Raw genomic sequence first — 26,060 nt, forward strand, 5'->3', positions numbered from 1 at the left:
CCGTGCCGGTTCCGAACCCGGGCCGCGCCCGGGGAGGCCACACGCCCCGACCGTCGGCCGTCGAAGCGGTGGCAGTATGTGTGTGCAGTTGTGTGGCGGGAGGGTCGACCGGTTGCCACCAGCCACCGGCAACCGCCCCTCGGCGCCCGCCCGATGGCCTTGTCGGGAAGGCGTGACACAAGCGTCGGTCACCCCGACCCCAACTCGTCCTCAACTGGTCCTCGTACGATCGTGCGGTCTATGATGCGGTTGAAGATCACATCACCGGCTGCACCGCCCGCAAGGAGGGACGGGGTGGAGTTTCGGGTACTGGGCGCGCTGGAGGCCTGGTCCGGGCAGACTCGACTCGCTTTCGGCGGCCCACGCGAGCGCAAGGTGCTCGCTCTGCTGCTGCTGGAAGCCAACCGCACGGTTTCGCTGAGCCATCTCGTCAACGCCCTCTGGGACGACGCTCCTCCCGCCACCGCGGAGAAGCAGATCCGCAACGCGGTCTCGCGGCTGCGGTCGGTGCTGGCGGCGGCCCCGGGGCAGACCGGTGACATCAGCGCCGTCGGCGACGCCGGATACCGGATGACGGTGGGCGAAGGCGCCCTCGACGCCGCCGAGTTCGACCGCGAGGTGGCCGAGGCCGAGGACGCCCGCGCGGAAGGGGACTTCGTCCGGGGCGCCGAACTGCTGCGGACGGCGCTCGGCCGCTGGCGCGGTCCCGCGCTCGCCGGGATGTCGGGCCGGGTGATCGAGGCGGGCGCCGCGGCCTGGGACGAGCGCCGGCTCGCGGTCCAGGAGGCGTACACCGAGCACCAGTTGGCGCTCGGACGGCACGCCGAGGTGATCGCCCCGCTGTCCGCCCTGGTGGCCGCGCACCCGCTGCGCGAGAAGCCGGTCAGCCAGCTGATGCTCGCCCTGCACCGCAGCGGGCGGCAGAGCGAGGCGCTGGCGGCCTACCACGGGCTGCGCGGACGGCTCTCCGACGAGATGGGCCTGGACGTGCCGCCGCAGCTCCACCGGCTGCACCAGCAGATCCTCACCAACGACCCCGCGGTCGCCGCGCCCGAGGTGGGGGCCGCCGCAAACGCTCCCGCCGCGCCGAGCGCGCCCGCCGCCACCGCCGCCCGGGTGCCGCGGCAACTGCCCGCGGCGGCCCGGCACTTCACCGGCCGCCGACGGCAGATCAAGATGCTCGACGAACTCCTCGACCGCTCGGCCGAGTTCGGCGGCACCGCCGTCATCTCGGCCATCGACGGCACGGCCGGCATCGGCAAGTCCACCCTGGCCGTGCACTGGGCCCGGCAGAACGCGGAGCGGTTTCCCGACGGCCAACTCCATGTGAACCTCCGGGGGTTCGCCCCCGGCACCCGCCCGATGGCGGCCTGTGAGGCGATCCGCGGCTTCCTCGACGCCCTGGGCGTACCCGCCGAGGACGTACCGCAGGAGCTGGAGGCCCAGTCGGCGCTGTACCGCACCGTGCTGGCCGGCCGGCGAGTGCTTGTCGTCCTCGACAACGCCCGGGACACCGAGCAGGTCAGGCCGCTGCTGCCCGGAACCCCGACCTGTGTGGTGCTGGTGACCAGCCGCAGCCAGCTCGCCGGGCTGATCGCCGCGGAGGGCGCCACCCCCGTCACCCTCGACCTGCTCAGCCCCGGCGAGTCCCTGGAACTGCTCTCCCGGCGGCTCGGCCCCGAGCGCACCGCCGCGGAACCCGCGGCCACCGCCGCGCTGATCGAACTGTGCGCCCGGCTGCCGCTCGCCCTCAGCATCGCCGCCGCGCGCGCCATCGTCACCCCGCGGCTGTCCATCGCCGACCTGGTCTCCGCCCTGCACGACGTGCGCGACCGGCTCGACACCCTGGACATCGGCGACGCCACGACCGACCTGCGGGCGGTGTTCTCCTGGTCGTACGAGCACCTGTCGCGGTCCAGCGCGCGGATGTTCCGGCTGCTGTCGGTGCACCCGGGGCCCGACATCACCGTGCGGGCCGCCGCGAGCCTGACCGGGATGCCGGTGCCCGAGGCCCGCCGCGCCCTGCACGACCTGACCCGGGCCCATCTGGTCATGGAGCACACGCTCGGCCGCTTCACTTTCCACGACCTGCTACGCGCGTACGCCGGGGAACTCGCCCTGGAGCACGACAGCGAGGAGGAGCGCCGCACCAGCCTGCGCCGGGCCCTCGACCACTACCTGCACACCGCGCACGCCGCCGCCCGACTGCTCAGCCCGGCCCCCGTACCGTCGACGCTGGGAGCGCCGGAGAGCGGCACCGAGCCCGAACTCCTCGCCGACCAGCGGCAGGCCGCCCGTTGGATGGCGGCCGAGGAGCAGGTGCTGATGGCCGCCGTCACGATGGCCGACGTCAACGGCTTCGACGTGCACTCCGACCGGCTCGGCTGGATCCTGATGGGCATCTTCGACCGCCGCGGCCCGAGCCCCGCCGCGCCGCCCGGCTCGTCGGTCCCCCGGCTGACCGGGGTGCACCGGGGCCTGGGCACCAGCTACGCCTGGCTGGTGGACTACCCGGCCGCCCTCGACCACCTGGAGCACTGCGCCGGTATCTACCGCGAACTCGACGACAGCACCGGCCTCGCCCACACCTACTTCGGCCTCAGCTCGGTGCTGGAGCACCGCGGGCGGTACCAGGAGGCGCTGGAACGCGCCCAGGAGGCCGCGGAGTTGTTCAGCGTGGTCGGGCACCGGGCCGGGGAGGCGAGGGCGCGCAACGCGGCGGGCTGGCTGCTGGCGCAGACCGGCGACCACGCCGAGTCCCTGGCGCAGTGTCAGCAGGCCCTGGCGCTCTACCAGGAGCTGGGCGAGGAGCCCATGCAGGGCGTCGCCTGGGACAACATCGGCACCGCGCACCTCCACCTGGGGCAGCGCGGGCGGGCGCTCGACGCCTACCGGGCCTCGCACGCCCTCGCCGTGGCCCGCGGCGATCTCCCCGAACAGGTCATCACCCTCTGTCACTTGAGTGATACCCATCACGCGGCGGGGGACGAGGACGCGGCCGGGGAGTCCCGGCGCGAGGCGCTGACCATTCTCGACGCCCTCGGTCCGGCGGAAACGACGGCCCTGCGCGAGGTGACCGGACTTTAGCGCCGACGCCTGACCGGAACGCGCGGTTGACGGATTCGACCGGCGTCTGTCACGCTTTTCGCAGCGCCCTCGCCTACCCCAAATCAGCCTCCGTGCGGAATTCCCGCAGACGGGGGCTTTTTGCTGTCCATGTGGAGTTCATGTGCCGGCGGCGAAGCGCCCACTCAGTGTGATCCAGGACTCAGCGGCCGACGGCGATGTCACATCCGACCTCGTACGACCCCTCTTGGGAACAGAGCGCTGAGCATCGCGAAGGAAGCGCACCGAGCTCGAGTCACGTACGCGGACCGCCCGCCGTCGCCTCGGAACCGCGTGCCCGAACGCGTACGACCACGAGACCGTGAGCGCCTCTCACGCCCACGGCAAGGAGGAATTGTGAACAAGTGGCGAGGCAACCCGTGGGTAATCCTGACGGTGTTGTCCATCGGGTTCTTCATGACACTACTGGATCTGACGATCGTCAATATCGCGATCCCGGATATGGTCGACAAACTGGACGCGTCCCTGGATCAAATCCTGTGGATCACCAACGCGTACACCCTCGCGCTGGCCGTCCTGCTCATCACCGCCGGCCGGCTCGGCGACCTCACCGGTAAGAAGAACCTCTTCATCTACGGTGTCGGGCTCTTCACGGTCACCAGTCTCGCCTGCGGCCTCGCGCAGTCCCCGACGCAGCTCATCGTCTTCCGCGCCATCCAGGGCATCGGCGCGGCGATGCTGCTGCCGCAGACGCTCTCGCTGGTGATCGACGTCTTCCCGGCCGAGAAGCGCGGTGTCGCGCTCGGCATCTGGGGCATCGTCGCCGGTGTGTCCGGCGCGGCGGGACCGACGGTCGGCGGTCTGCTGGTCACCAAGATCGACTGGCGCTGGATCTTCTTCGTCAACGTCCCGCTGGGCGTGCTGGCGATGATCGGCGCGGTGCTCTGGATCCCCACGGTGAACCGCTCGGTCAGGCACCGCTTCGACATCCCCGGCGTCATCCTGTCCTCGATCGCGCTCTTCCTGCTCGCCTTCGCCCTGATCGAGGGTGAGAAGTACGACTGGAACGGCTGGATCTGGGCGATGCTCGCCGCCTCCGCGGTCATCATGGCGATCTTCCTGGTCTACCAGCGCGGTCAGCAGGACAACGAACCCCTCGTGCCGTTCTCGCTGTTCAAGGACCGCAACTTCACCATCATGAACTTCGTGGGCATCGCGATCGCCTTCGGTATCGTGGGCCTGTTCCTGCCGCTGACCGTCTACCTGCAGTCGATCCTCGGGTACAGCGCGATGAAGGCCGGTGTGGTGCTGCTGCCGCTGTCGGTCGGCACCTTCGTGATGGCGGGTCCCGCCGGTGTGCTGGCCGAGAAGTTCGGCGGCAAGTACATCCTGATGGCCGGTCTCGCGGCCTTCGGCGGCGGCCTGGTGTGGATCAGCGCGGTCGCGGACGTCGGCAAGACCTGGACCGGCATCGTCGCCCCGCTGTTCATCATGGGCATGGGCGCGGGCTGCACCTTCGCCCCGATGGCCGCCGAGGTCATGCGCAATGTGCCGCCGAAGCTGACGGGCGCCGCCTCGGGCGTCAACAACGCGCTGCGGCAGGTCGGTTCGGTGCTCGCGGGCGCCGTCGTCGGCGCCGTGCTCCAGGGTCAGCTGGCCGCCTCGCTCAAGACCCAGGCCGTGGAGCGCGCCTCCGGGGTCCCGGCCGAGTACCGCTCGGAGTTCGTCAAGAGCTTCAGCAAGGCGGGCAAGCACCTGGAGGTCGCGGGCAACACCTCGGGTATGCAGCTTCCCAAGAGCGTGCCCGCCGATGTGCAGCACAAGATCCAGGACACCGGCAACGCGGTCTTCGGGCACGGCTTCATCGACGCCATGCACCCGACGCTGCTGGTCTCGATCATCGTGCTGGGCCTCGGCGTCATCTCATGCTTCTTCGTCAAGAAGATCGACGGGCCGTCCCTCAACCCGCACGGCATGCCGATGACCGACGAGGAGATCGCCGCCGCCGAGGCCGCGGCGTCCGCCGACACGGCAGCGGTCCACGGCTGACCGGCACGGCGAGTGACATGACACCTCATGGCGGGCCCCACTCCCGGCACGACGCCGGGGGCGGGGCCCGCCCTTCTCGTTTTCCGCGGGGCGACTCCCCGCGGATCCGCCTCCCGCGAACCTGAAAGAGCGGTACTGCCATGTCCGAGGTCGCGTACGACGACGCCGTGAACGAAGCGCTGGACCGCCTCGACCGCGCCGGGTTCTTCTTCGGCGGCGGGGGAGCGGGCAACCGGCTGCGCGGGTTCGCCATCCACGCGCCCATGGGCGCCGAGGCGCTCGCCACGCTCGGCTGCGGCGACCAGGTCCCCGGCTGGGTCGACTGGTACGCCTCCGTCCGCGGCCTGGGCGCCCTGCCGGAACCCGTCACCCCCATCGACCCGGGCGACACGGCCTCCTGGCGCCCCGCGCTGGGCGAGACCCGCCGACTGGCCGACTGGGCGGCCCTGTTCCGGCGCCAGATCGACGAACTCGGCTGGCACCAGACGCTGGTGACCTGGTGGCCGCGGCTGACCCCCGGCATGCTCGCCGGTCTCACCCACGGCCTGATCCGTACCGCCCACGCGGTGCGCAGCGTCAGCACGGTGCCGCGGCCCAGCGCCGCGCAACTCCACGAACTCGCCAACGGCCTGGCGTTCTGGGCCGCGATGTACCAGCCGCCGAACAGTGCGATGGCCCGCGGCGCCAAGGTGATCGGCACCGTCAAGACCCTCGGCCAGCGGCCCCGGTCGAAGCTCTTCGCCGCCGCCGACGCCCGGCTCGACACCTCGGTGGACGCCGCCCTCGCGGAGCTGGGCGCGATCGCCGCCGGGCAGTACCTGTCGGTGCAGGGCGGCAACCCGGTGCCCGCGATCCACACGATCACCGCGCCCGCCGCCCTGCGGATGGTGCTGCCGCACCTGCCGCCCGATTTCGCCCTGCCGTCCTACGAGGCGGTCCGCGAGGTCTCGGGCACGCTGCTGAACATTCTCACCGGCCGGTCCCGTGAGCCGCTGCCGCCGGCCGTCGACGGAGACGACCCGGCCGTGCAGCGGAGCATCGTGGAGGCCGCGGTGGCGCTGCGGGACGAGCACGCGATCAAGATCTCCGAGGCGGCCCGGCGGGAGTACGCCGACCACCCCGATCCGCGGTACTTCGCCGCCGCGCACCACGCCATCGGACTGCTCGGCGGCTGACCGAACGAAGTGCGCCAACCCCCGTCTGGCCAGCGGACTTTGTCAGTGCTTGGCGGTAAAATCGAGAGTGTTCGAACGGGTTGGCCGACGCCTCTGGAGGATGCCGATGGCTGCTGCCGTACTGTCCCTGCCGAAGAAACCGCTGCCCGCAGGAAGGCCGCGCGACTGGTATGTCGCGCACAACCGCCGCCTGAAGACGATGCGCCTGGTCATCGCCCTGCTCGACTCGGGGGTCTACGACCCGGCGCAGGCGGGCAACCGGCGGATCCGTGACACCGCCGACCGTATCGGCGTCCACCCGCCGTCCGACATCACCTGCCGGATGGTCCGCGCCCTGCTGCAGTACGGCCGCTGAGCCGACCCCGGCCCATCGCAACGGCCATCACCACGGCCCCCGTCGTCGCCCGCGTGCGACGGCGGGGGCCGCGGTCCCCGGCGCGCCGACCGGCCGCCGAGGTCACACCTTGCGGTAGGTGTACGCCTCGGCCGCCGCCGCGGCGACCGCGTCCAGGCCCGCGCCCGTCGAGGCGGTGACCACGGCCGCGACCGCGCCTTCGAGGAAGGGGGCGTCCAACAGCCGGGAGCCGGGCGGGAGTTCGTCGTCCGCCAGCAGCGCCTTGACGGTGAGCACGGCGCTGCCGAGGTCGGCGAGGACCGCGATGCCCGCGCCCTGGTCCACCGAGCGGGCGGCCGCCGCGATCAGGTCGGAGCTGGTGCCGAGGCCGCCGTCGGGCCCGCCGCCCGCCGGGGCGACGGCCACCAGCGCGCCGCCCGCGGTGAGGTTCCTGGCGAGATCGGCGACGGCCACGGCGACCTGGGCACTGTGCGAGACCAGGACGACACCGACGGGCTGGGTCTGAGGGGTGGTCATACGGCGTTCTCCCGTGCGGTGTCGGCGAGCGCGGTGACGAGCAGGGCGGCCGAGGTGGCGCCCGGGTCCTGATGGCCGACGCTGCGCTCGCCGAGATAGCTGGCGCGCCCCTTGCGGGCCCGCAGCGGAATCGTCGCCGTGGCGCCCTCGCCTGCGGCGGCCGCCGCCGCGGCCAGCGCCTCGGCCGCCGAACCCCCCGCGTCCAGCGCCCCGGTGAGCGCGTCGAGCGCGGGGAGCAGCGCGTCGAGCATCGTCTTGTCGCCGGGCAGAGCGCCGCCGAGCTGGGCCACCCCGTCCACCCCTGCGCGCAGCGCGTCCCGCAGCCGTGCCGCCGACACCGCCCGCTCGTCGCCGAGTTCCTTGCCCGCCCGGCGCAGCAGCGTGCCGTAGAGCGGCCCTGACGCGCCGCCCACCGTGCTGATCAACGTCCGTCCCACCAGGACCAGTACGCCGCCGGGGGTGTCCGGCGGCTCCTGCTCCACCGCCGTACGGGCGGCCAGGAAGCCGCGCCGCATGTTGCCGCCGTGGTCGGCGTCCCCGATGGGGGAGTCCAGTTCGGTGAGGTGCGCGGCCTCCCGGTCGACCGCCTCGGTGGCCGCGCCCAGCCAGCGGCGCAGGAACGCCGCGTCGACCGGGAGCCCGGATTCTGCAGGGGAGTTCATACGGTCGTACGGTCCTTTCGGAGGCGGTCGGTGATCGCCGGTCGGCGGTCGGCACATCGGGTCGACCGGTGGGGGCCGGGGGCGGGGCTAGCGGCCCCCGGGTCAGCAGCCCCAGCGCAGCGCCGGGGTGGCGACCGGCGCGTCCCACAGCCGCAGCAGGTCCTCGTCCACCTGACAGATCGTCACCGAGCAGCCCGCCATGTCGAGCGAGGTCACATAGTTGCCCACCAGGGTGCGCAGCACCGGGATCTGACGCTCGGTCAGCGCCCGCTGGACCTCGGCGTTGAAGCCGTACAGCTCCAGCAGCGGTGTCGCGCCCATCCCGTTGACCAGGGCGATGACCGGGCCGTCCGGGTTGAGGTCGGTCGCCACCGCGTCCACCGCGGCGTCGGCGATCTCGCCGGAGGTCATCATGGGTCTGCGCTCACGGCCCGGCTCGCCGTGGATGCCGACGCCGAGTTCGAGTTCGCCGCCCGGCAGGTCGAAGGTCGGACTGCCCTTCGCGGGCGTGCTGCACGCGCTGAGCGCCACGCCGAAACTGCGCGAGTTCTCGTTGACCTGGCGGGCGATCGAGGCGACCCGGTCCAGCGGCGCCCCCTCCTCGGCCGCCGCGCCCGCGATCTTCTCCACGAAGAGCGTCGCGCCCGTGCCGCGCCGCCCCGCGGTGTAGAGGCTGTCGGTGACCGCCACGTCGTCATTGACCAGGACCTTGGCGATCTGCACGCCCTCGTCCTCGGCCAGTTCCGCCGCCATGTCGAAGTTGAGCACGTCACCGGTGTAGTTCTTCACCACGAACAGCACCCCGGCCCCGCTGTCCACCGCGGCGGCGGCCCGCACCATCTGGTCCGGCACCGGTGAGGTGAACACCTCGCCCGGACACGCCGCGTCCAGCATTCCCCGGCCGACGAAACCGCCGTGCAGCGGCTCGTGCCCGGAGCCGCCGCCGGAGACCAGCCCGACCTTCCCCTCGTACGGTGCCCCCCGGCGCACGATCACCCGGTGCTCGACGTCGACGGTCAACTCGGGATGGGCGCTGGCGAAGCCGCGCAGGGCGTCGGCCACCACGGTCTCGGCCACATTGATCAACATCTTCACGGGTACCTCCACGCGAGGTGTGTGTATCTGCCTTCGGCCACTGTGCCCAGTATCGGGGAAACCATGGCCGGGGCCGCCCGGTGACATCCGCCGCTCCGTGACCGTCTCAGGTCGTCGCCCGCGCCGCCGCCCGGCCGGGGACGTCGTCCTCCGGCTCCGGCGGGATGCCGCGGTCGGGGCGCAGGCCCGGTGCCAGGGCCAGCGTGACCGCGACGGACGCCACCGCCATCACCACCATCGCGGCGCGCGGCGAGCTGAACTGGGCGACCGCGCCCGCGAGCGCGGCGCCGACCCCCTGCATGGTGAGCATGCCCGAGGAGTGCAGCCCCAGCGCGTGCCCGCTCAGGGAGTCCGGCGTCAGGGCCATCAGGCGCTCCTGGAGCAGCAGGCTCGCCGAGTAGCCGACGGAGGCCAGCGTCACCGCCGCCACCGCCAGCGGCAGCCCGGGGCGGAGGGCGAAGAGCAGATACGGGGCGGCCAGCAGCAGCCGCAGCGGGGGGCCGAGCCGCCCCCGCCACCGCGGCGGCACGAACCTGCCGGTCACGACGTCGCCGATGAGCATGCCGAAGGCGGCGAAGGCGAACAGCGTCCCCGCGTGCCGGGGCGCGTACGGGACGAACAGCGACTCGCACCCGACGATCAGCCCGTTGGGCACCCACAGCGCGAGGTACACGTAGCGGCGCGGCGCCGACGACCAGAGCCGCGCGTTGGTACGCCAGGTCGCGCCGATCGACAGCCGCCCGGAGGCGCGCGGCGGGCGGCGGCTCAGGCCGCAGCGGGTCACGACCGCGGCGGCGAGATACAGCCCGGCGCCGATCAGCAGGGTGCCGCGCGCGGACACCGTGGTCACCAGCACACCGCCGACCGCGAAACCGCAGATCTGCATGGTGCCGGCGGACATGTTCAGCACCGAACGGCCCAGCAGATAGCCCTCGCGGGCGAGGATCTCGTTGAGCAGCCCGTAACGGACCCCGCCGCCCACCGAGGCGGCCACGCCCTGGCAGAACAGCACCACGAACGCGGCCCACACCGGCAGCCCGGGCACGGCCTGGGTGGCGGCACCCAGGCAGAACAGCAGCGCCAGACCGGTCAGCGCGGCTCGCGGCGCCAGCCGGTCGGCGGCCGCCAGCAGCGTGGTCGCGCCCAGCACCTGGGCCAGGGACGGCCCGAACATCGCCAGCGCGGACAGCAGCGGCGAGCCGGTGGCGGTGAAGATCAGCGTGCCCAGCGCGGGCCCGACCACCGTGGAGGCGGCGATCTGCACGGACCCGGCCAGGAAGAAGGGAGTGAACTCCTTTGTGCGGAACAGCTCTCGATAGGTGCGCATGATCGCAGTCTCCGGAGCGCCGTCCGCAGGACGTACAGTTTCGCGGGGAGGCGAAACCATGGGGTGGTGGCTGGTCAACGCGGACACGCTCGCGGGGAGCAGGTTCACCGTCTCGGCGCTGGCCGAGACCACCGCGAGCCTGAAGCACCTGGAGTGGGGGACCGGCGGTCATCCCGGCGAGCGCGCCTGGCTGGACGCGCACCGGCCCGCGTACCGGGAACTGCTCGCCGACGACCCCGTGACGGCCCTGCTGGTGCGGATCGGGCTGGGGCGCGGCTGGATCGCGGACTTCCTCACCCCCACGCCGACGGGCGCCGGCGAGCAGCCGTTCGGGCAGGAGGTGGAGCGGATACGCCGGACGCCCGCGGAGCACACCCTCGCCGACCTGGCCGTGTCGCTGGGCGGCCCGCTGCCGGAGGCGCTGCGCCGCACCGACCTCGCCGAGCGGGCGGCCGGCCTGCTGGAGTGGGTGTGGACGCAGACCGTGCTGCCGTACTGGCCGCGGCGGCGCCGGATCATGGAGGCCGATGTCCTGGCGCGCACCTCGCAGTTGACCCAGGGCGGCTGGGCGGCGGCGCTCGACGACATGCGGCCCGGGATGCGCTGGCTCGGCCAGGGACGGCTGCAGATCAACGCGCACGACTACCCGCCGCGGGAGATCTCCGGGGCGCAGCTGCTCTTCGTCCCCGTGACCCCGCGGATGGGCTGGGTCTCCTGGGAGACGCAGCCGGCCGCCGTCGCGGCGGGCGCCGACCGGGGCCGGGACCGCTACGCCGTGGTGTACCCCTGCGCCGGGGCGCTGGCCGAGGCGGACCGGCCGTCGGTGCCCAGGACGCTCGGCACGCTGCTGGGTCCGGCCCGGGCCGGGGTGCTGATGCTGCTCGACACCCCGAAGAGCACCACCCAGCTGGTGGCGCTCACCGGCCAGGGCCTGGGCTCGGTCGGCCGCCATCTCAAGGTGCTGCTCGACGCCCGGCTGGTCCGCCGCAGGCGTGCGGGCCGCTCGGTGCTGTACTTCCGCTCGGAGGCGGGCGACGCGCTGGTGCGGGCCCAACTCGACTGACCGCGCCGGTCAGACTCGCGTGCCGCGTGCCGCGTGCCGCGTGCCGCGTGCCGCCACGCGCCAGCCCTCAGCGGTCAGCCGCGCCGCCCTCGCGGCATGCCCGCGGCTCGCGCGGACGGCCCCTCAGACGTACGCCAGCAGGCCGTCCAGCGGGTGCGGGACGCGGTCGGGGGCGAGGCCGTCCACCAGCCATCGGGCGTAGAGGCTCTTACGGCCGCTGTGGGTGCCCATGAAGCGCCGCAACTGCTGCTCGACGGTCCGCTCCCGCTGCGCGGGCTGCTTCTGGAAGACCCGGAACTGCCGCGCCTCGCCCCGCGCGGCGACCACCTCCCGCACCGTGTCGGCGCCGAGCGCGCGGATCAGCTCCTCCTCCAGGTCCGCGACGCAGACGAAGAAGCCCAGCGGTTCCAGCCCCGCGCGGGTGATCCCGGCGCCGAGCCCCGCCCGCTCCAGACCGCGGCGGAACCAGCCCTCCTCCGCGTCGTCGCACAGGCCCGCCAGCCGCACCCCGAGCCCCCGCGGCCCGAAGAGATCGAGGAACCTGGCAATGCTCATGGCACCGCCCAGCGGCACCACGCACACCCCCTCCGTGTCGAGCCGCCGTCCGCGGCGCGCCGCCAGCGCCTCGACCGCGACCCGGTCGCTGACCCCCTCCACGAGCACCACGGTCCGCACCCCGCCGTCCGTCACGAGCCGCCGGGCGGTCTCCGCCGCCTCCGGCGCCGCCACCCCACCGGCCGCCCACGCGACCGCGGCCTCCCGGAACCGCGTGATCTCGTCCACGCGCCCCAGTCTCGCAGCACCCACTGACAGCCCCCGGGTCCACCGCCCGGCCCACCGCCCCGCCGACCCGCCGTGGCAACCGCCGGGACCGGGCGCCGACGAGATCAGGATTGCGCATACTGAGCTGGTTGGTACTCACGAGAACCACGGGAGCAGCGCATGAGCCGATCGGCGGACATCGGAGTCACCGGCCTGGCGGTGATGGGCAGCAACCTCGCCCGGAACTTCGCACGGCACGGCTTCACGGTGGCCTTGCACAACCGCACCACCGCGAAGACCAAGGCCCTGGTCGAGCAGTTCGGCGACGAGGGCGCCTTCCTCCCCGCCGAAACGGCGCAGGAGTTCGTCGACGCGCTGGAACGCCCCAGGCGGCTGGTCATCATGGTCAAGGCGGGCGAGGCGACCGACGCGGTGATCGAGGAGTTCGCACCGCTGCTGGAGCCGGGCGACGTCATCATCGACGGCGGCAACGCGCACTTCGAGGACACCCGGCGCCGAGAGAAGGACCTGCGCGAGCGCGGTATCCACTTCGTCGGCGTGGGGATCTCGGGCGGCGAGGAGGGCGCGCTGAACGGCCCCTCGATCATGCCCGGCGGGTCCGCCGAGTCCTACACCTCGCTCGGCCCGCTGCTGGAGGGCATCGCCGCCAAGGCGAAGGACGGCTCGCCCTGCACCACGCACATCGGCCCCGACGGCGCGGGCCACTTCGTGAAGATGGTGCACAACGGCATCGAGTACGCCGACATGCAGCTCATCGCCGAGGCGTACCACCTGCTGCGCGAGGTCGCGGGCTACTCGCCCGCGCAGATCGCCGAGACGTTCAGGACCTGGAACACCGGGCGGCTGGACTCGTACCTCATCGAGATCACCGCCGAGGTGCTCGCGCACACCGACGCCGCCACCGGCAAGCCGTTCGTGGACGTGGTCGCCGACCAGGCCGAGCAGAAGGGCACCGGGCGCTGGACCGTGCAGATCGCCCTCGACCTCGGTGTGCCGGTCTCCGGTATCGCCGAGGCGGTCTTCGCCCGCTCGCTGTCCGGCCACGGCGAGCTGCGCGCCGCCGCCCGCGAACTGCCCGGACCGCGGGCGCGGGCGCTGGGGGAGGCCGAGGCGGCCGCCTTCGCCGACCAGGTCGAGCAGGCGCTGTACGCGTCCAAGATCGTGTCGTACACCCAGGGCTTCCACCAGATCCGGGCGGGCAGCGAGACCTACGGCTGGGACATCGACTCCGGTGCGGTGGCGGCGATCTGGCGGGGCGGCTGCATCATCCGGGCGGCGTTCCTCGACCGGATCCGGGCGGCGTTCGACGCCCGGCCCGATCTGCCGAGCCTGCTGTCGGACCGGCAGTTCGCCGAGGAGATCGGCGCCGCGCAGGACGACTGGCGGGCCGTCGTCACCGCCGCGGTGGGGCACGGCGTGCCCACCCCCGGGTTCTCCGCCGCCCTCGCCTACTACGACGCCCTGCGCGCCGAACGGCTGCCCGCGGCTCTCACCCAGGGCCAGCGCGACTTCTTCGGCGCGCACACCTACCGCCGCACCGACCGCGAGGGCTCCTTCCACACGCTCTGGGGCGGCGACCGCTCGGAGGTCACCACCGGCTGACGCGACGACCGGTCCTCCCGGGCCGCCGCCGCGGGCGGTCCGGGAGGCCGCAGGGGGCACGCCGCCCGGACGGGCCGTCAGCCGGGGCGCTGGACGCGGCGGTGCGGGGCCCGTCCCGGTGGCTGCGCGGGCGCGGGGCGGTGCGGGAGGGCGGGCACATCGCGGGTGGCGGGACCGTCGCCGGTGAGCAGAAACGTCTCGCCGTGGTGCACGACCTCCAGCGGCTCACCGCGGACCAGCGTGTACGTGGCGCTGGTCCTGCCGACCTCGACCCGCAGCCGACGGCCGCGGAACTCCAGCGGGAAGGCGATCCGGCTGAGCGCCTCCGGCAGCCGCGGCGCGAACCGGATCGGGTCCCCGTCGAAGACCCGCATGCCGCCGATCCCGGCCACCAGCGCCGTCCACGTCCCGGCCAGCGCCGCGATGTGCAGCCCGTCGCGCGAATTGTTCTCCAGGTCCCCCAGGTCGATCAGCGCCGACTCACCCAGGTAGTCGTACGCGAGCTGCAGATGTCCCACCTCGGCCGCGACGATCGACTGGCAGTAGGCGGACAGCGAGGAGTCCCGTACGGTCAGCGGCTCGTAGTACGCGAAGTTGCGGACCTTCTGGGCGTGTTCGAAGGCGTCGCCGCGCAGGTACATCGCCAGCACCAGGTCGGCCTGCTTGACCACCTGCTTGCGGTACAGGTCGAAGTACGGATAGTGCAGCATCAGCGGGTACCGCGCGGGATCGGTCTCGGCGAAGTTCCACATCTGGTGCCCGGTGTATCCGGCCGACTGCTCGTGGACGCCCAGGTCGTCGTTGTACGGCAGCGTCATCGCCGCGGCCGCGTCCCGCCAGGCGGCCGTCTCCTCGTCGCTGACGCCCAGTTCGGCCGCGCGGCGCGGATGCCGCTCGGCCGCGTCGGCGGCGGCCACCAGGTTGGCCTGCGCCATCAGGTTGGTGTAGGCGTTGTCGTCGCTGATCGCGCTGTACTCGTCGGGGCCGGTGACCCCGTCGATGTGGAAGGCACCGGTGTGGTCGTGGTGACCCAGCGAGCGCCACAACCGGGCGGTCTCCGTGAGGAGTTCGAGGCCGGTGCGCTCCTCGAACTCCTCGTCGCCGGTGATGGCGACATAGCGGACCACGGCGTCCGCGATGTCGGCGTTGATGTGGAAGGCGGCGGTGCCCGCGGGCCAGTAGCCGGACGCCTCGTCGCCGTTGATGGTGCGCCAGGGGAACGCGGCCCCGGCCAGGCCCAGTTGGCGGGCCCGGTTCTGGGCGGCGGGCAGGGTGTTGTGCCGCCACTGCAGGACCTCGGCGGTGGCGCGCGGCGCGGTGAAGGTCAGCACCGGCAGCACGGCCGTCTCGGCGTCCCAGAAGGTGTGGCCGTCGTAGCCGGAACCGGTCAGGCCCTTGGCGGGGATGGCCCGCTCCTCCGCGCGGGCGCCCGCCTGCAGCACATGGAAGAGGCCGAACCGCACCGCCTGCTGGATCTCGGTGTCGCCGTCGACCTCGACGTCGGCCCGCTCCCAGAAGTCGTCGAGATACTCGCGCTGTTCGTCGAGCAGCCCCTTCCAGCCGGTGTCGCGGGCGCCGACCAGGGCGGCGTCCGCCTGGTCGCGCAGCGCGGGCAGCGAGCGCGTCGCCGACCAGCCGTAGGCCACGAACTTCTCCAGCCGCAGCCGCTGTCCCTCCTCCAGCACAGAGGTGACGGTGAGCCTGCTGACGTCCTCGCTGGACTCCGCGGAGATCTGGGTGGTCTCCGGCCCCTCGACCCGGTGGTCGGCGGCGGCGGCCACCCGCAGCTTGCTGCGGGACGTGGAGTGCACCAGCCGCAGCCGGGTGCCCTCGGCGAAGTGCTCCTCGGGGATGAGCGGCGACTCCAGGGCGGCCGCGCGCCGCGGATCGCCCGGCGCGTACGGCAGTTCCTCGTTGGCGACCAGCTCGGACTGGACCACGACCCGCATCCGGCCGTCCAGCGGCTCGACCTCGTAGGCGATCGCGGCGACCGCCCGCTGGTTGAACGACACCATGCGCGTGGAGCGCACCCGCACCGCCCGCCCGGCGGGGGAGACCCACTCGCAGACCCGGCGCAACACGCCCGCGCGCAGGTCGAGTTCGCGCTCGTGGGAGCGGATCGTGCCGTACCGCAGGTCGAACGGCTCGTCGTCGACCAGCAGCCGGATGATCTTGCCGTTGGTGACGTTGATGACGGTCTGGCCGGACTCCGGGTAGCCGTAGCCCGCCTCGGCGTAGGGCAGCGGGTGCAGTTCGTGCAGACCGTTGAGGTACGAGCCGGGCAGGCCGTTGGGCTCGCCCTCGTCCAGGTTGCCGCGCCAGCCGATGTGGCCGTTGGAGACGGCGAAGACGGACTCGCTCTGCGGCAGCACGTCGAGGTTCAGTTCGCTCTCACGCAGCGACCAGGGCGCGACCTCGTACGCCGGGTCGGTGATCACGAGGCCGCTCCGATGAGCTCGGCGAGGTCCTCGACGACGGTGTCCGCGCCGTGGCGGCGCAGGGCGTCGGCCTGGCCGACGCGGTCGACACCGACCACATAGCCGAAGTTGCCCGCCCGGCCCGCGTCCATCCCGACCAGCGCGTCCTCGAAGACCGCGGCCTGGGCCGCGGTGAAGCCCAGGTCGCCGGCCGCCGCGAGGAAGGTGTCGGGGTGCGGCTTGCCCGGCAGGTCCCGCTCCTTCGCCACCAGGCCGTCGACCCGCACGTCCACCAGGTGCTCGATCCCGGCCGACACCAGCACGTCGCGGCAGTTGGCGCTGGAGGAGACGACCGCGGTGCGCAGGCCCGCCGCGCGGACCGCCTCCAGGTAGCGCACGGAGCCGGGGTACGGGCGGACCCCCTCCTCGCGGATCTTGACCAGCACGGTGGCGTTCTTGGCGTTCCCCAGGCCGTGCACGGTCTCACGGTCCGGCGGATCGTCGTCGCCGCCCTCCGGCAGCTCGATGCCGCGGGACGCCAGGAAGGTGCGCACCCCGTCCGCCCGCGGTCTGCCGTCCACGTACTCGTCGTAGTCGGCGACCGGGTCGAACGGCCGGAAGTCGTCCCCGTCGCGCGCCCGGAGGAAGGCGTCGAACGTCTCCTTCCAGGCGGCGGCGTGCACCAGGGCGGTCGGCGTCAGGACGCCGTCCAGGTCGAAGAGGCAGGCACGGACCTCGCGGGGCAGACCGATCTCCGTCATGCCCGCACGTCTCCCCGCTCACCCCGCCCCGCATGCCACCGGATCCGAAGACCGCCCGACTCGCCGAACGCCCGGCGGTTTCCGGCGCCGCCGCCCCGGGACGGGCTACCTCGCGGCGACCGCGCGGGCGGCCACCGCGCGCCGGGTGTCCTCGGCCATCAGGTCGCCGTTGATCGCGGCGCCCGCCCGGCCGCCCGCGGCGGCGGCCCCGAGGACGGTGTCCGCGAGGGCGGTGACATTGCCCGCCGCCCACACCCCGGGCACGGCGGTGGCGCCCCAGGCGTCGGTGGGCAGGTGCTCGCCGACCACCACTCCGGCCATCTCCTGCTCGGCGGTGGTCAGCCCCAGCCCCTCCAGGCCGCCGAGCCGGGCGGTGAGGTGGGTGGCCACCACCAGGGCGGCCCGCGGGACGACCCGGCCGCCGTCCAGGACCACGCCGGTGAGCCGGTCGCCGGCCACCCGCAGACCGGTGACCTCGCCCTCCACCACCGCGATACCGCGGGCGGCGAACTGCTCGTACGCCTCCTCGCCGAACGCGGGCGCGGTGTGCGCGAAGACCGTGACGTCCTCGGTCCACTGCCGCCACAGCAACGCCTGGTGCACCGCCAGCGGTCCGGTGGCCAGGACGCCGACCGGCTGGTCCCGCACCTCCCAGCCGTGGCAGTACGGGCAGTGCAGCACCTCGCGGCCCCACCGCTCGGCCAGGCCCGGCACGGGCGGCAGTCCGTCGACGAGTCCGGTGGCCAGCAGCAGCCGCGCCGCGAGGACCGCGGAGCCGTCGTCCAGGGTGAGGCGGAAGCCGCCGCCCGGGCGCCGCACGGCCGTCGTGACCCGGGCGGTCGCGAACTCGCCGCCGTAGCCGCGCACCTCCGCCCGGCCGTCGGCCAGCAGCGCCGCGGGCGGTGCGGCCTCGCGTCCCAGGTAGTTGTGGATGTGGGACGCCGGTGCGTTGCGCGGCTCACCCGCGTCGACGACCAGCACCGACCGGCGCGAGCGCGCCAGCGTGAGCGCCCCGCTCAGCCCGGCGGCCCCGCCGCCCACCACGACCACGTCGTAGGTCCGCTCGCCGTCCTGGTGGGACACGGGCGCGGACGTTTCCTTCTGCTCGGTCATGTCGTACCTCCGGTGACGGAGGGTGCGTCCACCCGGGGCCGATCGGCAATCTTCGTTGCCGGTTCGGCAACTCCTACGCGGTGGGGCCCCGGCGCAGCAGCCGGGCGGCCCTGGCGAGCACCGGGTGGCGGCGGGCCCATAGCGCGGTCATGCTCCGGTCCGCGGCGGCGACGGCGGCGAAGCCGTACTCGCGCATCCGCTCCTCGTAGGCGCCGACCGCGTCCAGCAGCGGCTTGTCGCCGCGGGCCGCCGCGGCCAGCTCCCTTCGCAGTACGGAGGCGTCGGTGAGCGCGGTGTTGGCGCCGGAACCGCCCGCCGGGCTCATCGGGTGGATCGCGTCGCCGAGCAGGGTGATCCGGCTCGCGGGCCAGGCGGGGACCGGTTGCGAGGTGGAGATCCGGACGAGGAACGTCTCGCCGATGTCCGCGGCACCGACCAGCGCCCGCAGGTGGGGGTGCCAGCCGGAGATCGCGGCCAGGGCGCGCGCGTGCAGCGCGACGGCGTCCAGCGCGGACAGCTCCGCGTCCCGCAGGCCGAACCCCTTCGCGGGCGCGGTGACCGCCCACATCAGGTAGTCGGCGGCAGGTGAGACGGCCGCGCCGTGGCCGGTACGGCGTGCGACGGCGTCCGGCGGGTCGGGGAAGCGGACCAGGGCGGCGGCCATCCCGACGGTGCCGCCGCCGACGATCGCGGTGAAGCCGTCGAGGAGCGTGGGCGGCAGCAGCGCCAGCGTCTCCTCGGTCAGCGGGGTCCTGCCGTACACACAGCGGGCGCCGGTGTCGGTGACCTGGGCGTCGGGCAGATACTGGCGGCGCACCCGGGAGTTGACCCCGTCCGCGCCGACCAGCACGTCCGCGTCGGCGGTCGAGCCGTCGGCGAACCGCAGCCGCACGCCCTCGGGCAGCTCCTCGAAGCCGGTGAACTCGCGGCCGTGCTCCAGCGTGCCGTCGAGACCCGCGGCCAGCACCTCGCGCAGCACCCGCCGGTCGGCGGGGGCGCTGAGCGCGGCGGGTTCCGGGGTGCCGGGGGAGGCGGGCGCGCCCTGCGTGCGGTGCACGACCTTGAGTCGCTGGTCGACGACGCTGAGTGCGGTGCCGGGCCTGCCCAGGGTGTCCAGGAAGAGCTGGTAGAGGTCGGGCGGCAGGCAGGCGTGCAGCGCGAGCCCGGCCCGTCCGTCGAGGTGGATGCGGTAGCCCTGGCGTCTGCTGTCGAGCGCCGGATCGCGCTCGTAGACGGTCACGTCCACGCCGTCCTGCCGCAGTCCCTGGGCAAGGCACAGCCCGCCCACCCCGCCGCCGACCACCGCCACCCGCAGTGTCCTCATACGCCCCGCCCCCGTGATTCCCCCGGCCCCGTCCCGCTGTCTGGACCCTAGCGCGCGGCTCCGACAACGGGCCCGGGACGGCCGGGCGGGCCGGTCCGGCGGTGCGGCCCCGGCCCCGGCTTGACGTGAGTAGACCAGTCTGTCTAATGTAGGGATCGAACTAGACAGACTGGTCTACTCAATCTCTGGACGGGAACGGACATGGCGAATCTCTCGGTCGTCTCGGCACCCACCTCCACCACCGCACCCGCGTCCGTGCGCACCCCCGCGCGGCGCGCCGGGGCGCCCGCGCCCACCGGCTCCGCCCCCGCCGTGACCGGAGCGCGCAGGCGACGACTTCCGCCGACCGCCGCGCTCTACGCCCTCGCCTCGCTGACCATCTCGTTCCTGGCCGCCTCCAGCGCGCCGACCCCGCTCTACGCCGTCTACCAGGCGGAATGGGGCTTCAACCCGATCACCACCACCGTGGTCTTCGGTGTCTACGCCGTCGCCGTACTGGTCGGCCTGCTCACCCTCGGCAAGCTCTCCGACCACGTGGGGCGGCGGCCGGTGCTGCTGGCCGCGCTCGCCGCGCAGGCGGTCTCGATGGTCGTCTTCGCCACCGCCGGGGGAGTGCCCGAGCTGATGCTGGCGCGGGTCGTCCAGGGGCTGTCGACCGGCGCCGCGCTCGGCGCGATCGGCGCCGGGATGATGGACATCGACCGCCCGCGCGGCACGATCATGAACGCCGTCGTCCCGGGCATGGGCACGGCCACCGGCGCACTGGTCTCGGGCCTGGTGGTCCAGTTCCTGCCCGCACCCACCCATCTGATCTACCTCGCGCTGCTCGCGGTGTTCGCCGTCCAGGCCGTCGCCGTCCTGGCCATGGCGGAGACCGTGACCCCCAAGGCCGGTGCGCTGGCCAGCCTGGTGCCCGAGATCAAGCTGCCGCGCTCGGTGCGCGGCCCGGTCCTGGTCGCCGCGCCCGTGCTGTTCGCGGTCTGGGCGCTGGCCGGTCTCTACGGCTCGCTCGGCCCGTCGCTGGCCCGGCAGCTCACCGGTTCCACCTCGGTCGTCTTCGGCGGCCTGAGCCTGTTCGTCCTCGCCGCGGTCGCCGCGCTCTCCGTCCTCGTACTGCGCCGGGCGGCGGCCCGCACCGTGATGCTCACCGGCATACTCGCCCTCATCGCGGGTGTCGCCGTGACGCTCGCCGCGATCAGCGACTCCTCCGCGGTCGGCTTCTTCGTCGGCACCGCCATCGCGGGCGTCGGCTTCGGCAGCGGCTTCCAGGGCGGCATCCGTACGGTCATGCCGCTGGCCGAGCCGCACGAGGCGTCCGGCGTGCTGTCGCTGCTCTTCGTCATCTCGTACCTGGGGATGGGCGTGCCCGCCGTGGCGGCCGGATTCCTGGTCGTGCACGCCAGCGGTCTCACCGCGACCGCCCAGGAGTACGGCGCCGCCGTGATCGCGCTGGCCGCGGCCGCCCTGCTGGGGCTGCTGCGCGGCGGCCGGGCCCGCCGGGCCCGTACCGCGGCGACCGCCTGACGCCGGGCCGGTGCCGGGCGTAGAATAGACAGACCTGTCTGGAAAGGTGAACGGTCATGACGACTGCCAAGAGCGCGGTACGGCCCTCGGCGCGCGAGCGCCTGCTGAACTCCGCCAACGAGCTGTTCTACGCCGAGGGTGTGCAGAGCGTCGGCATCGACCGGATCATCGAGCACGCGGGGGTGGCGAAGGCGTCGCTCTACAACACCTTCGGCGGCAAGGAACAGCTCATCCGGGCCTACCTCGACAAGCGCCACGGGGTCGTCACCGAGCGGATCACCCGCACGGTCGCCCGTTACGAGGACCCGGCCGAGCGGCTGCTGGCGGTCTTCGAGGCGCAGGGGATGGTCTTCGGCGACCCGGACTACCACGGCTGCCCCTTCGTCGCGGCGTCCGTCGAGGCCAGCCCCGACGGCCTGATCCAGGAGGCCACCGACACCTACCGCGCGTGGCTGCGGGCGCTGTTCGCCCAGCTCTCGCAGGAGGCGGGCGCCGCCGACCCCGAGTCGCTGGCCCGCCAGCTCCACCTCGTCTACGACGGCGCCCACATCACCGCCCGCATGGACCACGACCCCACCGCCGCCCAGACGGCCCGCGCCGCGGCAACCGCCCTCATCGCCGCGGCGACGGGCGCCTGCGGCTGAGCTTCGGGGTACCCGGGGCCCCCTACGACCCCGGCGCCGCGCCCACCGCCGTCGCTGCCATCACCGGGAGGGCCGCCGCGAGGTCCTGGTGCCACGGGGGCATCGGGGGGAGGCCCGCGAGGGCCCAGCGGTCGTGGGACAGGACGCTGTAGGCCGGGCGCTGGGCGGCGCGGACGAAGCGGTCGGAGGTCGTGGGCCGTACGCGCTCCGGATCGAGGCCGGAGAGCGCGAAGGCGGCGCGGGCCAGGCCGTACCAGGTCACCTCACCGCCGGCGGTGCCGTGGTAGACGCCCGCCGGGGCCCGGCCCGCGAGGGCCGCGTCGCCGAGGGCCGCCAGCCGCACCGCCAGCGAGCGGGTCCAGGTCGGCTGGCCGAGCTGGTCGTCCACCACGTCGAGGGTGTCCCGCCGGGCGGCGAGCCCCAGCATCGTGGTGACGAAGTTGCGGCCGTGCGCCCCGTACATCCAGGCCGTACGGACGACATAGCCGCTGTCCGGCAGCAGCTCCCGTACCGCCCGCTCGCCCGCCAGCTTGCCGCGGCCGTAGGCGTTCACCGGTGCGGTCGGGGCGTCCTCGGGATACGGGTGCCCGGCGTCGCCCGCGAAGACGTAGTCGGTGGAGATCTGCAGCATCGCGGCCCCGTGCCGGGCGCAGGCGGCGGCCAGCAGCCGGGCGCCGGTGCCGTTGACCCGGGTCGCGGCGGCCTCCGCGCTCTCGGCGCCGTCGACGTCCGTCCAGCCCGCGGTGTTCACCACGAGGTCCTGCCCGGCGACGGCCGCGTCCACGGCGGCCGGGTCGGTGATGTCCAGGTCCGCCCGGACCGCCCCGGTCACGACGGCGCCCGGGACGGCGGTGAGGACATCGGTGAGGTCCCGGCCGAGCATGCCGCCCGCTCCGGTCACCAGCCAGCGCGTCATGCCGACAACCCCTCCAGCCGCGCCTTCTCCTTGAGCGGTTCCCACCACTCGCGGTGCTCCCGGTACCAGGCGACCGTGTCGGCCAGCCCCTCGTCGAAGCCGGTCAGTGGCTCGTAGCCCAGCTCTCGGCGGATCTTGTCGATGCTCAGCGAGTAGCGCAGGTCGTGGCCCTTGCGGTCCTCGACGTGCTCCACCCGGTCCCAGTCCGCGCCGCAGGCGCGCAGCAGCCGCTCGGTCAGCTCCCGGTTGCTGATCTCGGTGCCGCCGCCGATGTGGTAGATCTCCCCGGCCCTGCCGTGGTGCAGCACCATGTCGATGCCGCGGCAGTGGTCGGAGACGTGCAGCCAGTCGCGGATGTTGCTCCCGTCGCCGTAGAGCGGCACCTTGCGGCCGTCCAGCAGATTGGTGACGAACAGCGGGATCATCTTCTCCGGGAAGTGGTAGCGCCCGTAGTTGTTGGAGCACCGGGTGACGGTGACGTCCATGCCGTGCGTGCGGTGGTAGGCCAGCGCCATCAGGTCGGAGGACGCCTTCGACGCGGAGTAGGGCGAGTTGGGCGCCAGCGGCCACTCCTCGGTCCAGCTCCCCTCGTCGATCGAGCCGTACACCTCGTCGGTCGAGACATGGGCGAAGCGGCCCACCCGGTGCCGCCGTGCGGCGTCCAGCAGCACCTGGGTGCCGAGGACGTTGGTGGTCACGAAGGGCGACGCGTCGATGATCGAGCGGTCCACGTGCGACTCGGCGGCGAAGTGCACCACCGCGTCGTGGCCCGCCATCACCTGGTCGACGACCTCCCTGTCCCGGATGTCGCCGTGCACGAAGGAGTAGCCACGGTGACCGGCCACCGGGGCGAGGTTCGCTTCGTTGCCCGAATACGTCAGATTGTCCAGGACCGTGATCCGGTGGTCGGGTCCCGAGGGAAGGCCGCCGAGGAGCGCGGCGCGCACGAACTGCGATCCGATGAATCCGGCGCCGCCGGTGACGAGAATTCGCATGAGATCGGCATCGTAGGCGACGTTCGGGGCGGTTCGGAGGTGTTCGCAGGACTTCGTCGTTCTTCGCCGCAGTAGCACCGACCGTGGCTATCATGACCGCCATGCGTGGGATTCTGCTGGCCGGCGGCACCGGGTCCCGCCTGTGGCCGATCACCAAGGCCGTCTCGAAGCAACTGATGCCGGTCTTCGACAAACCGATGGTCTACTACCCGCTGACCACCCTGGTGATGGCGGGCATCCAGGACATCCTGGTGATCACCACCCCCGACGACCGGCCGCAGTTCGAGCGGCTGCTCGGCGACGGCTCGCAGTTCGGCCTGCGGCTGGAGTTCGCCGCGCAGGAGCGGCCGGCGGGGATCGCCGAGGCGTTCCTGATCGGCGAGAAGTTCCTCGGCGGCGACTCGGTCGCCCTCGTCCTCGGCGACAACATCTTCCACGGCGCCGGACTCGGCGGCGAGCTGCGCAAGTACCGGGACCCGGTCGGCGGTGTGGTCTTCGCGCACGCCGTCGCCAACCCCTCCGACTACGGTGTGGTCGACTTCGACGCGGACGGCACCGTGCTTTCCATCGAGGAGAAGCCGGTCAACCCAAGGTCCCGCTACGCGGTGCCGGGCCTCTATTTCTACGACTCCGAGGTCGTCCCGATAGCGGGATCCTTGCGGCCCAGCGCCCGCGGCGAGCTGGAGATCTCCCACATCAACCAGGCGTATCTGGAACGCGGCAGGCTCAAGGTCTCCGTGCTGGACCGCGGCACGGTCTGGCTCGACACCGGCACCTTCCAGTCCCTGGTGCAGGCGTCCGAGTACGTCCGGGTGGTCGAGGAGCGGCAGGGCTTCAAGATCGGCTGCGTCGAGGAGGCCGCCTGGCGGGCCGGGTTCATCGACGACGCCCAACTGCGCGCCCTCGCCGAGCCGCTGGCCAAGAGCGGCTACGGCGACTACCTCATCGAGATCCTCCGGCACCACCGGCCCGACACCGGGCCCGGCGACCCCTCGGGCCGCTACAGCTCCTGGTAGAAGGCCACGCACTCCTCGTACGACGGCAGCAGTCCGCGCTCCCGCGCCTCCTCCAGGGTGGGCGCGGCGGCGTCCTTGTCGGACAGCAGCGGTGCGCTGCCGGACGGCCAGCCGATGCCGAGCGCCGGGTCGAGCGGGTGGACGCCGTGCTCGCGGGCCGGGGCGTACCCCTCGGAGCAGAGGTAGACCACCGTCGCGAGATCGGTCAGCGCCAGGAACGCGTGGCCCAGTCCCTCCGACAGGAACACCGCGCTGTGGTCCTGGTCGTCCAGGCGTACCGCCTCCCACTCCCCGAAGGTGGGGGAGCCAAGCCTCACGTCCACGACGACGTCGAGCACCGCGCCGCTCAGGCATTTGACGTACTTCGCCTGGCCCGGGGGTACGTCGGCGAAGTGGACGCCGCGCAGGGTGCCGCGCGCCGACACCGAGCAGTTGGCCTGCGCCAGCCGCAGCGGGCGGCCGGTCGCGGTGGTGAAGTCCGGTGCGCGGAACCACTCGTGGAAGCTGCCGCGGCTGTCCGGGATGACCTTCGGTTCGTGCACCCAGGCCCCGGGGATGCCGAGCTGCCTCATGCGAATCACGTCCTCGCCGTCGCGGTGTCCGGTGTCCGACCGGCGGCCCCGCCGGTGCGCGACCCATTGTGGCGGTGACGGGTCGCGCGTTCGGGTGGAACGCCTATGCTCGCCCCGAACAAACCACGCGTTCCCGGCGGAAGGGCAGCACCTTGAGCGTCAGGATCCAGCCGACGGCGCAGGTCGACGGCACCGCGGAACTCGGCGAGGCGACGACGATCTGGGACCTCGCCCAGATCCGTGAGGACGCCGTGCTCGGCCGCAGCTGCATCGTCGGCCGCGGCGCGTACGTCGGCCCCGGTGTACGGATCGGCGACAACGTCAAGCTGCAGAACTACGCGCTGGTCTACGAGCCCGCGGTGCTCGGCGACGGGGTGTTCGTCGGCCCGGCCGCGGTGCTGACCAACGACTACTTCCCGCGCTCGGTGGCCCCCGACGGCCGCCAGAAGCGCGGCGAGGACTGGCAGGCCGTCGCCGTCGTCGTCGAGGAGGGCGCCTCGCTCGGCGCGCGCTCGGTGTGCGTGGCGCCGGTCCGGGTGGGCCGCTGGGCGCTGGTGGCCGCCGGCGCCGTCGTCACCCGGGACGTCCCGGAGTTCGCGCTGGTCGCCGGGGTGCCCGCGCGGCGGATCGGCTGGGTCGGCAGGGCCGGTGTGCGGCTGGTCGAACGGGACGGAGCGGCGGGCCTGTGGGAGTGCCCGGAGACCGGGGCGCTGTACGACGAGAAGGACGGAGCCCTGGTGGAGCGCGGCTGACGTCGTGCTCGGGAACGGCTCATGAACAAGCGGCACCATCTTTCGTGAAAACGTCAATCACGGCACATGCGTAGGCATATCGTGATCCTGCACACTGCAGGCCGGGTACGGCGGCGAAGCCGGATCCGGCGGGGGGTTGGAGTGCGCGGTGGGGGCCAAGGACAGTTGAGGCATCGGGGCGCGAACCGCTTCGACCGCTGAACCCTGTCCGGGTCGTGCCTGCGACCGGCAGAACGCCGGGGGGTTCGCAGGTCGTCCGGTGGCGGACGGATGCGCGGTACCGGCCGGGGGTGCGGTCGGTGAACCAGCATGCGCGCAGGCGTCTTTCGCGGC

At 73.2% G+C, this 26,060-nt stretch carries 22 protein-coding genes; 10 read left to right on the forward strand and 12 right to left on the reverse strand.

What is annotated here, in order from left to right; all coding sequences use genetic code 11:
- The first annotated feature begins 294 nt into the window (after positions 1-294).
- From AB0M29_RS08325 to AB0M29_RS08340, 4 genes are all read left to right on the forward strand, one after another.
- Entirely contained in the window at positions 295-3,087 is a 2,793-nt protein-coding gene (locus AB0M29_RS08325) for a BTAD domain-containing putative transcriptional regulator (RefSeq protein ID WP_365380747.1), read from the forward strand.
- 375 nt (positions 3,088-3,462) lie between these two features.
- Complete coding sequence (locus tag AB0M29_RS08330) at positions 3,463-5,115, forward strand: MFS transporter (RefSeq protein WP_365380750.1); 1,653 nt, start codon at positions 3,463-3,465, stop codon at positions 5,113-5,115.
- Positions 5,116-5,255: 140 nt separating this feature from the next.
- A complete protein-coding gene (locus AB0M29_RS08335; protein ID WP_365380753.1) occupies positions 5,256-6,290 on the forward strand; it encodes a hypothetical protein in 1,035 nt (344 codons plus the stop codon).
- Positions 6,291-6,390: 100 nt separating this feature from the next.
- On the forward strand, positions 6,391-6,645 hold the full coding sequence (locus AB0M29_RS08340) for a hypothetical protein (protein WP_365380756.1): 255 nt from the start codon (positions 6,391-6,393) through the stop codon (positions 6,643-6,645).
- Positions 6,646-6,747: 102 nt separating this feature from the next.
- Here AB0M29_RS08340 and AB0M29_RS08345 read toward each other — a convergent pair whose 3' ends face one another.
- From AB0M29_RS08345 to AB0M29_RS08360, 4 genes are all read right to left on the reverse strand, one after another.
- A complete protein-coding gene (locus tag AB0M29_RS08345) occupies positions 6,748-7,161 on the reverse strand; it encodes a PTS fructose transporter subunit IIA (protein WP_365380759.1) in 414 nt (137 codons plus the stop codon).
- Positions 7,158-7,823 (reverse strand): dihydroxyacetone kinase subunit DhaL, encoded by a 666-nt coding sequence (gene dhaL, locus AB0M29_RS08350; protein ID WP_365380762.1) that lies wholly within the window; start codon positions 7,821-7,823, stop codon positions 7,158-7,160. The genes AB0M29_RS08345 and dhaL overlap by 4 nt, the downstream gene beginning before the upstream one ends.
- 102 nt (positions 7,824-7,925) lie before the next feature.
- Positions 7,926-8,918: a dihydroxyacetone kinase subunit DhaK gene (gene dhaK / locus AB0M29_RS08355; RefSeq protein WP_365380764.1), complete on the reverse strand. Its 993-nt coding sequence runs from the start codon at positions 8,916-8,918 to the stop codon at positions 7,926-7,928.
- Positions 8,919-9,024: 106 nt separating this feature from the next.
- Positions 9,025-10,245 (reverse strand): MFS transporter, encoded by a 1,221-nt coding sequence (locus tag AB0M29_RS08360; protein WP_365380767.1) that lies wholly within the window; start codon positions 10,243-10,245, stop codon positions 9,025-9,027.
- Between the two features lie 58 nt (positions 10,246-10,303).
- Here AB0M29_RS08360 and AB0M29_RS08365 point away from each other — a divergent pair, with 58 nt between their 5' ends.
- Positions 10,304-11,308: an ArsR family transcriptional regulator gene (locus AB0M29_RS08365; RefSeq protein WP_365380769.1), complete on the forward strand. Its 1,005-nt coding sequence runs from the start codon at positions 10,304-10,306 to the stop codon at positions 11,306-11,308.
- A gap of 123 nt (positions 11,309-11,431) precedes the next feature.
- On the opposite strand, the gene AB0M29_RS08370 is transcribed toward AB0M29_RS08365, so the two are convergent.
- Complete coding sequence (locus AB0M29_RS08370; RefSeq protein ID WP_365380772.1) at positions 11,432-12,091, reverse strand: ATP-dependent endonuclease; 660 nt, start codon at positions 12,089-12,091, stop codon at positions 11,432-11,434.
- Between the two features lie 159 nt (positions 12,092-12,250).
- Between AB0M29_RS08370 and gndA the strand changes: the two genes are divergently transcribed.
- Positions 12,251-13,693, forward strand: coding sequence for an NADP-dependent phosphogluconate dehydrogenase (gndA, locus tag AB0M29_RS08375; RefSeq protein WP_365380775.1), 1,443 nt, complete (start codon positions 12,251-12,253; stop codon positions 13,691-13,693).
- 77 nt (positions 13,694-13,770) lie between these two features.
- Here the strand turns inward: gndA and AB0M29_RS08380 are convergent, their stop codons facing one another.
- The 4 genes from AB0M29_RS08380 to AB0M29_RS08395 all read right to left on the reverse strand — a co-directional run bounded on the left by AB0M29_RS08380 (position 13,771) and on the right by AB0M29_RS08395 (position 19,308).
- Entirely contained in the window at positions 13,771-16,131 is a 2,361-nt protein-coding gene (locus tag AB0M29_RS08380; protein WP_365380777.1) for a glycosyl hydrolase family 65 protein, read from the reverse strand.
- Entirely contained in the window at positions 16,128-16,871 is a 744-nt protein-coding gene (locus AB0M29_RS08385) for a beta-phosphoglucomutase family hydrolase (protein ID WP_365380779.1), read from the reverse strand. Before AB0M29_RS08385 ends, AB0M29_RS08380 begins: the two co-directional genes overlap by 4 nt.
- Positions 16,872-16,976: 105 nt before the next feature.
- Positions 16,977-17,984, reverse strand: a complete 1,008-nt coding sequence (locus AB0M29_RS08390; protein ID WP_365380782.1) for an FAD-dependent oxidoreductase — start codon at positions 17,982-17,984, stop codon at positions 16,977-16,979.
- A 73-nt stretch (positions 17,985-18,057) separates the two neighbouring features.
- Positions 18,058-19,308 (reverse strand): NAD(P)/FAD-dependent oxidoreductase, encoded by a 1,251-nt coding sequence (locus AB0M29_RS08395; RefSeq protein WP_365380785.1) that lies wholly within the window; start codon positions 19,306-19,308, stop codon positions 18,058-18,060.
- 201 nt (positions 19,309-19,509) lie between these two features.
- On the opposite strand from AB0M29_RS08395, the gene AB0M29_RS08400 reads away from it, so the two are divergent.
- Both AB0M29_RS08400 and AB0M29_RS08405 read left to right on the forward strand, forming a co-directional pair.
- Positions 19,510-20,832, forward strand: a complete 1,323-nt coding sequence (locus AB0M29_RS08400; protein ID WP_365380788.1) for an MFS transporter — start codon at positions 19,510-19,512, stop codon at positions 20,830-20,832.
- Positions 20,833-20,888: 56 nt separating this feature from the next.
- Positions 20,889-21,476 (forward strand): TetR/AcrR family transcriptional regulator, encoded by a 588-nt coding sequence (locus AB0M29_RS08405; protein ID WP_365380791.1) that lies wholly within the window; start codon positions 20,889-20,891, stop codon positions 21,474-21,476.
- 22 nt (positions 21,477-21,498) lie between these two features.
- Here AB0M29_RS08405 and rfbD read toward each other — a convergent pair whose 3' ends face one another.
- A complete protein-coding gene (gene rfbD, locus AB0M29_RS08410) occupies positions 21,499-22,392 on the reverse strand; it encodes a dTDP-4-dehydrorhamnose reductase (RefSeq protein ID WP_365380794.1) in 894 nt (297 codons plus the stop codon).
- Positions 22,389-23,387: a dTDP-glucose 4,6-dehydratase gene (gene rfbB / locus AB0M29_RS08415; RefSeq protein ID WP_365380796.1), complete on the reverse strand. Its 999-nt coding sequence runs from the start codon at positions 23,385-23,387 to the stop codon at positions 22,389-22,391. Before rfbB ends, rfbD begins: the two co-directional genes overlap by 4 nt.
- Before the next feature lie 101 nt (positions 23,388-23,488).
- Between rfbB and rfbA the strand changes: the two genes are divergently transcribed.
- Positions 23,489-24,403 (forward strand): glucose-1-phosphate thymidylyltransferase RfbA, encoded by a 915-nt coding sequence (rfbA, locus tag AB0M29_RS08420; RefSeq protein WP_365380799.1) that lies wholly within the window; start codon positions 23,489-23,491, stop codon positions 24,401-24,403.
- Here rfbA and rfbC read toward each other — a convergent pair.
- Complete coding sequence (gene rfbC, locus AB0M29_RS08425; RefSeq protein WP_365380801.1) at positions 24,388-24,975, reverse strand: dTDP-4-dehydrorhamnose 3,5-epimerase; 588 nt, start codon at positions 24,973-24,975, stop codon at positions 24,388-24,390. The genes rfbA and rfbC overlap by 16 nt on opposite strands.
- 152 nt (positions 24,976-25,127) lie before the next feature.
- Here rfbC and AB0M29_RS08430 point away from each other — a divergent pair, with 152 nt between their 5' ends.
- On the forward strand, positions 25,128-25,727 hold the full coding sequence (locus AB0M29_RS08430) for an acyltransferase (RefSeq protein ID WP_365380803.1): 600 nt from the start codon (positions 25,128-25,130) through the stop codon (positions 25,725-25,727).
- Positions 25,728-26,060: the final 333 nt, after the last annotated feature.

The organism is Streptomyces sp. NPDC051976 (genome assembly GCF_040680795.1).
Taxonomy (GTDB): Bacteria; Actinomycetota; Actinomycetes; order Streptomycetales; family Streptomycetaceae; genus Actinacidiphila.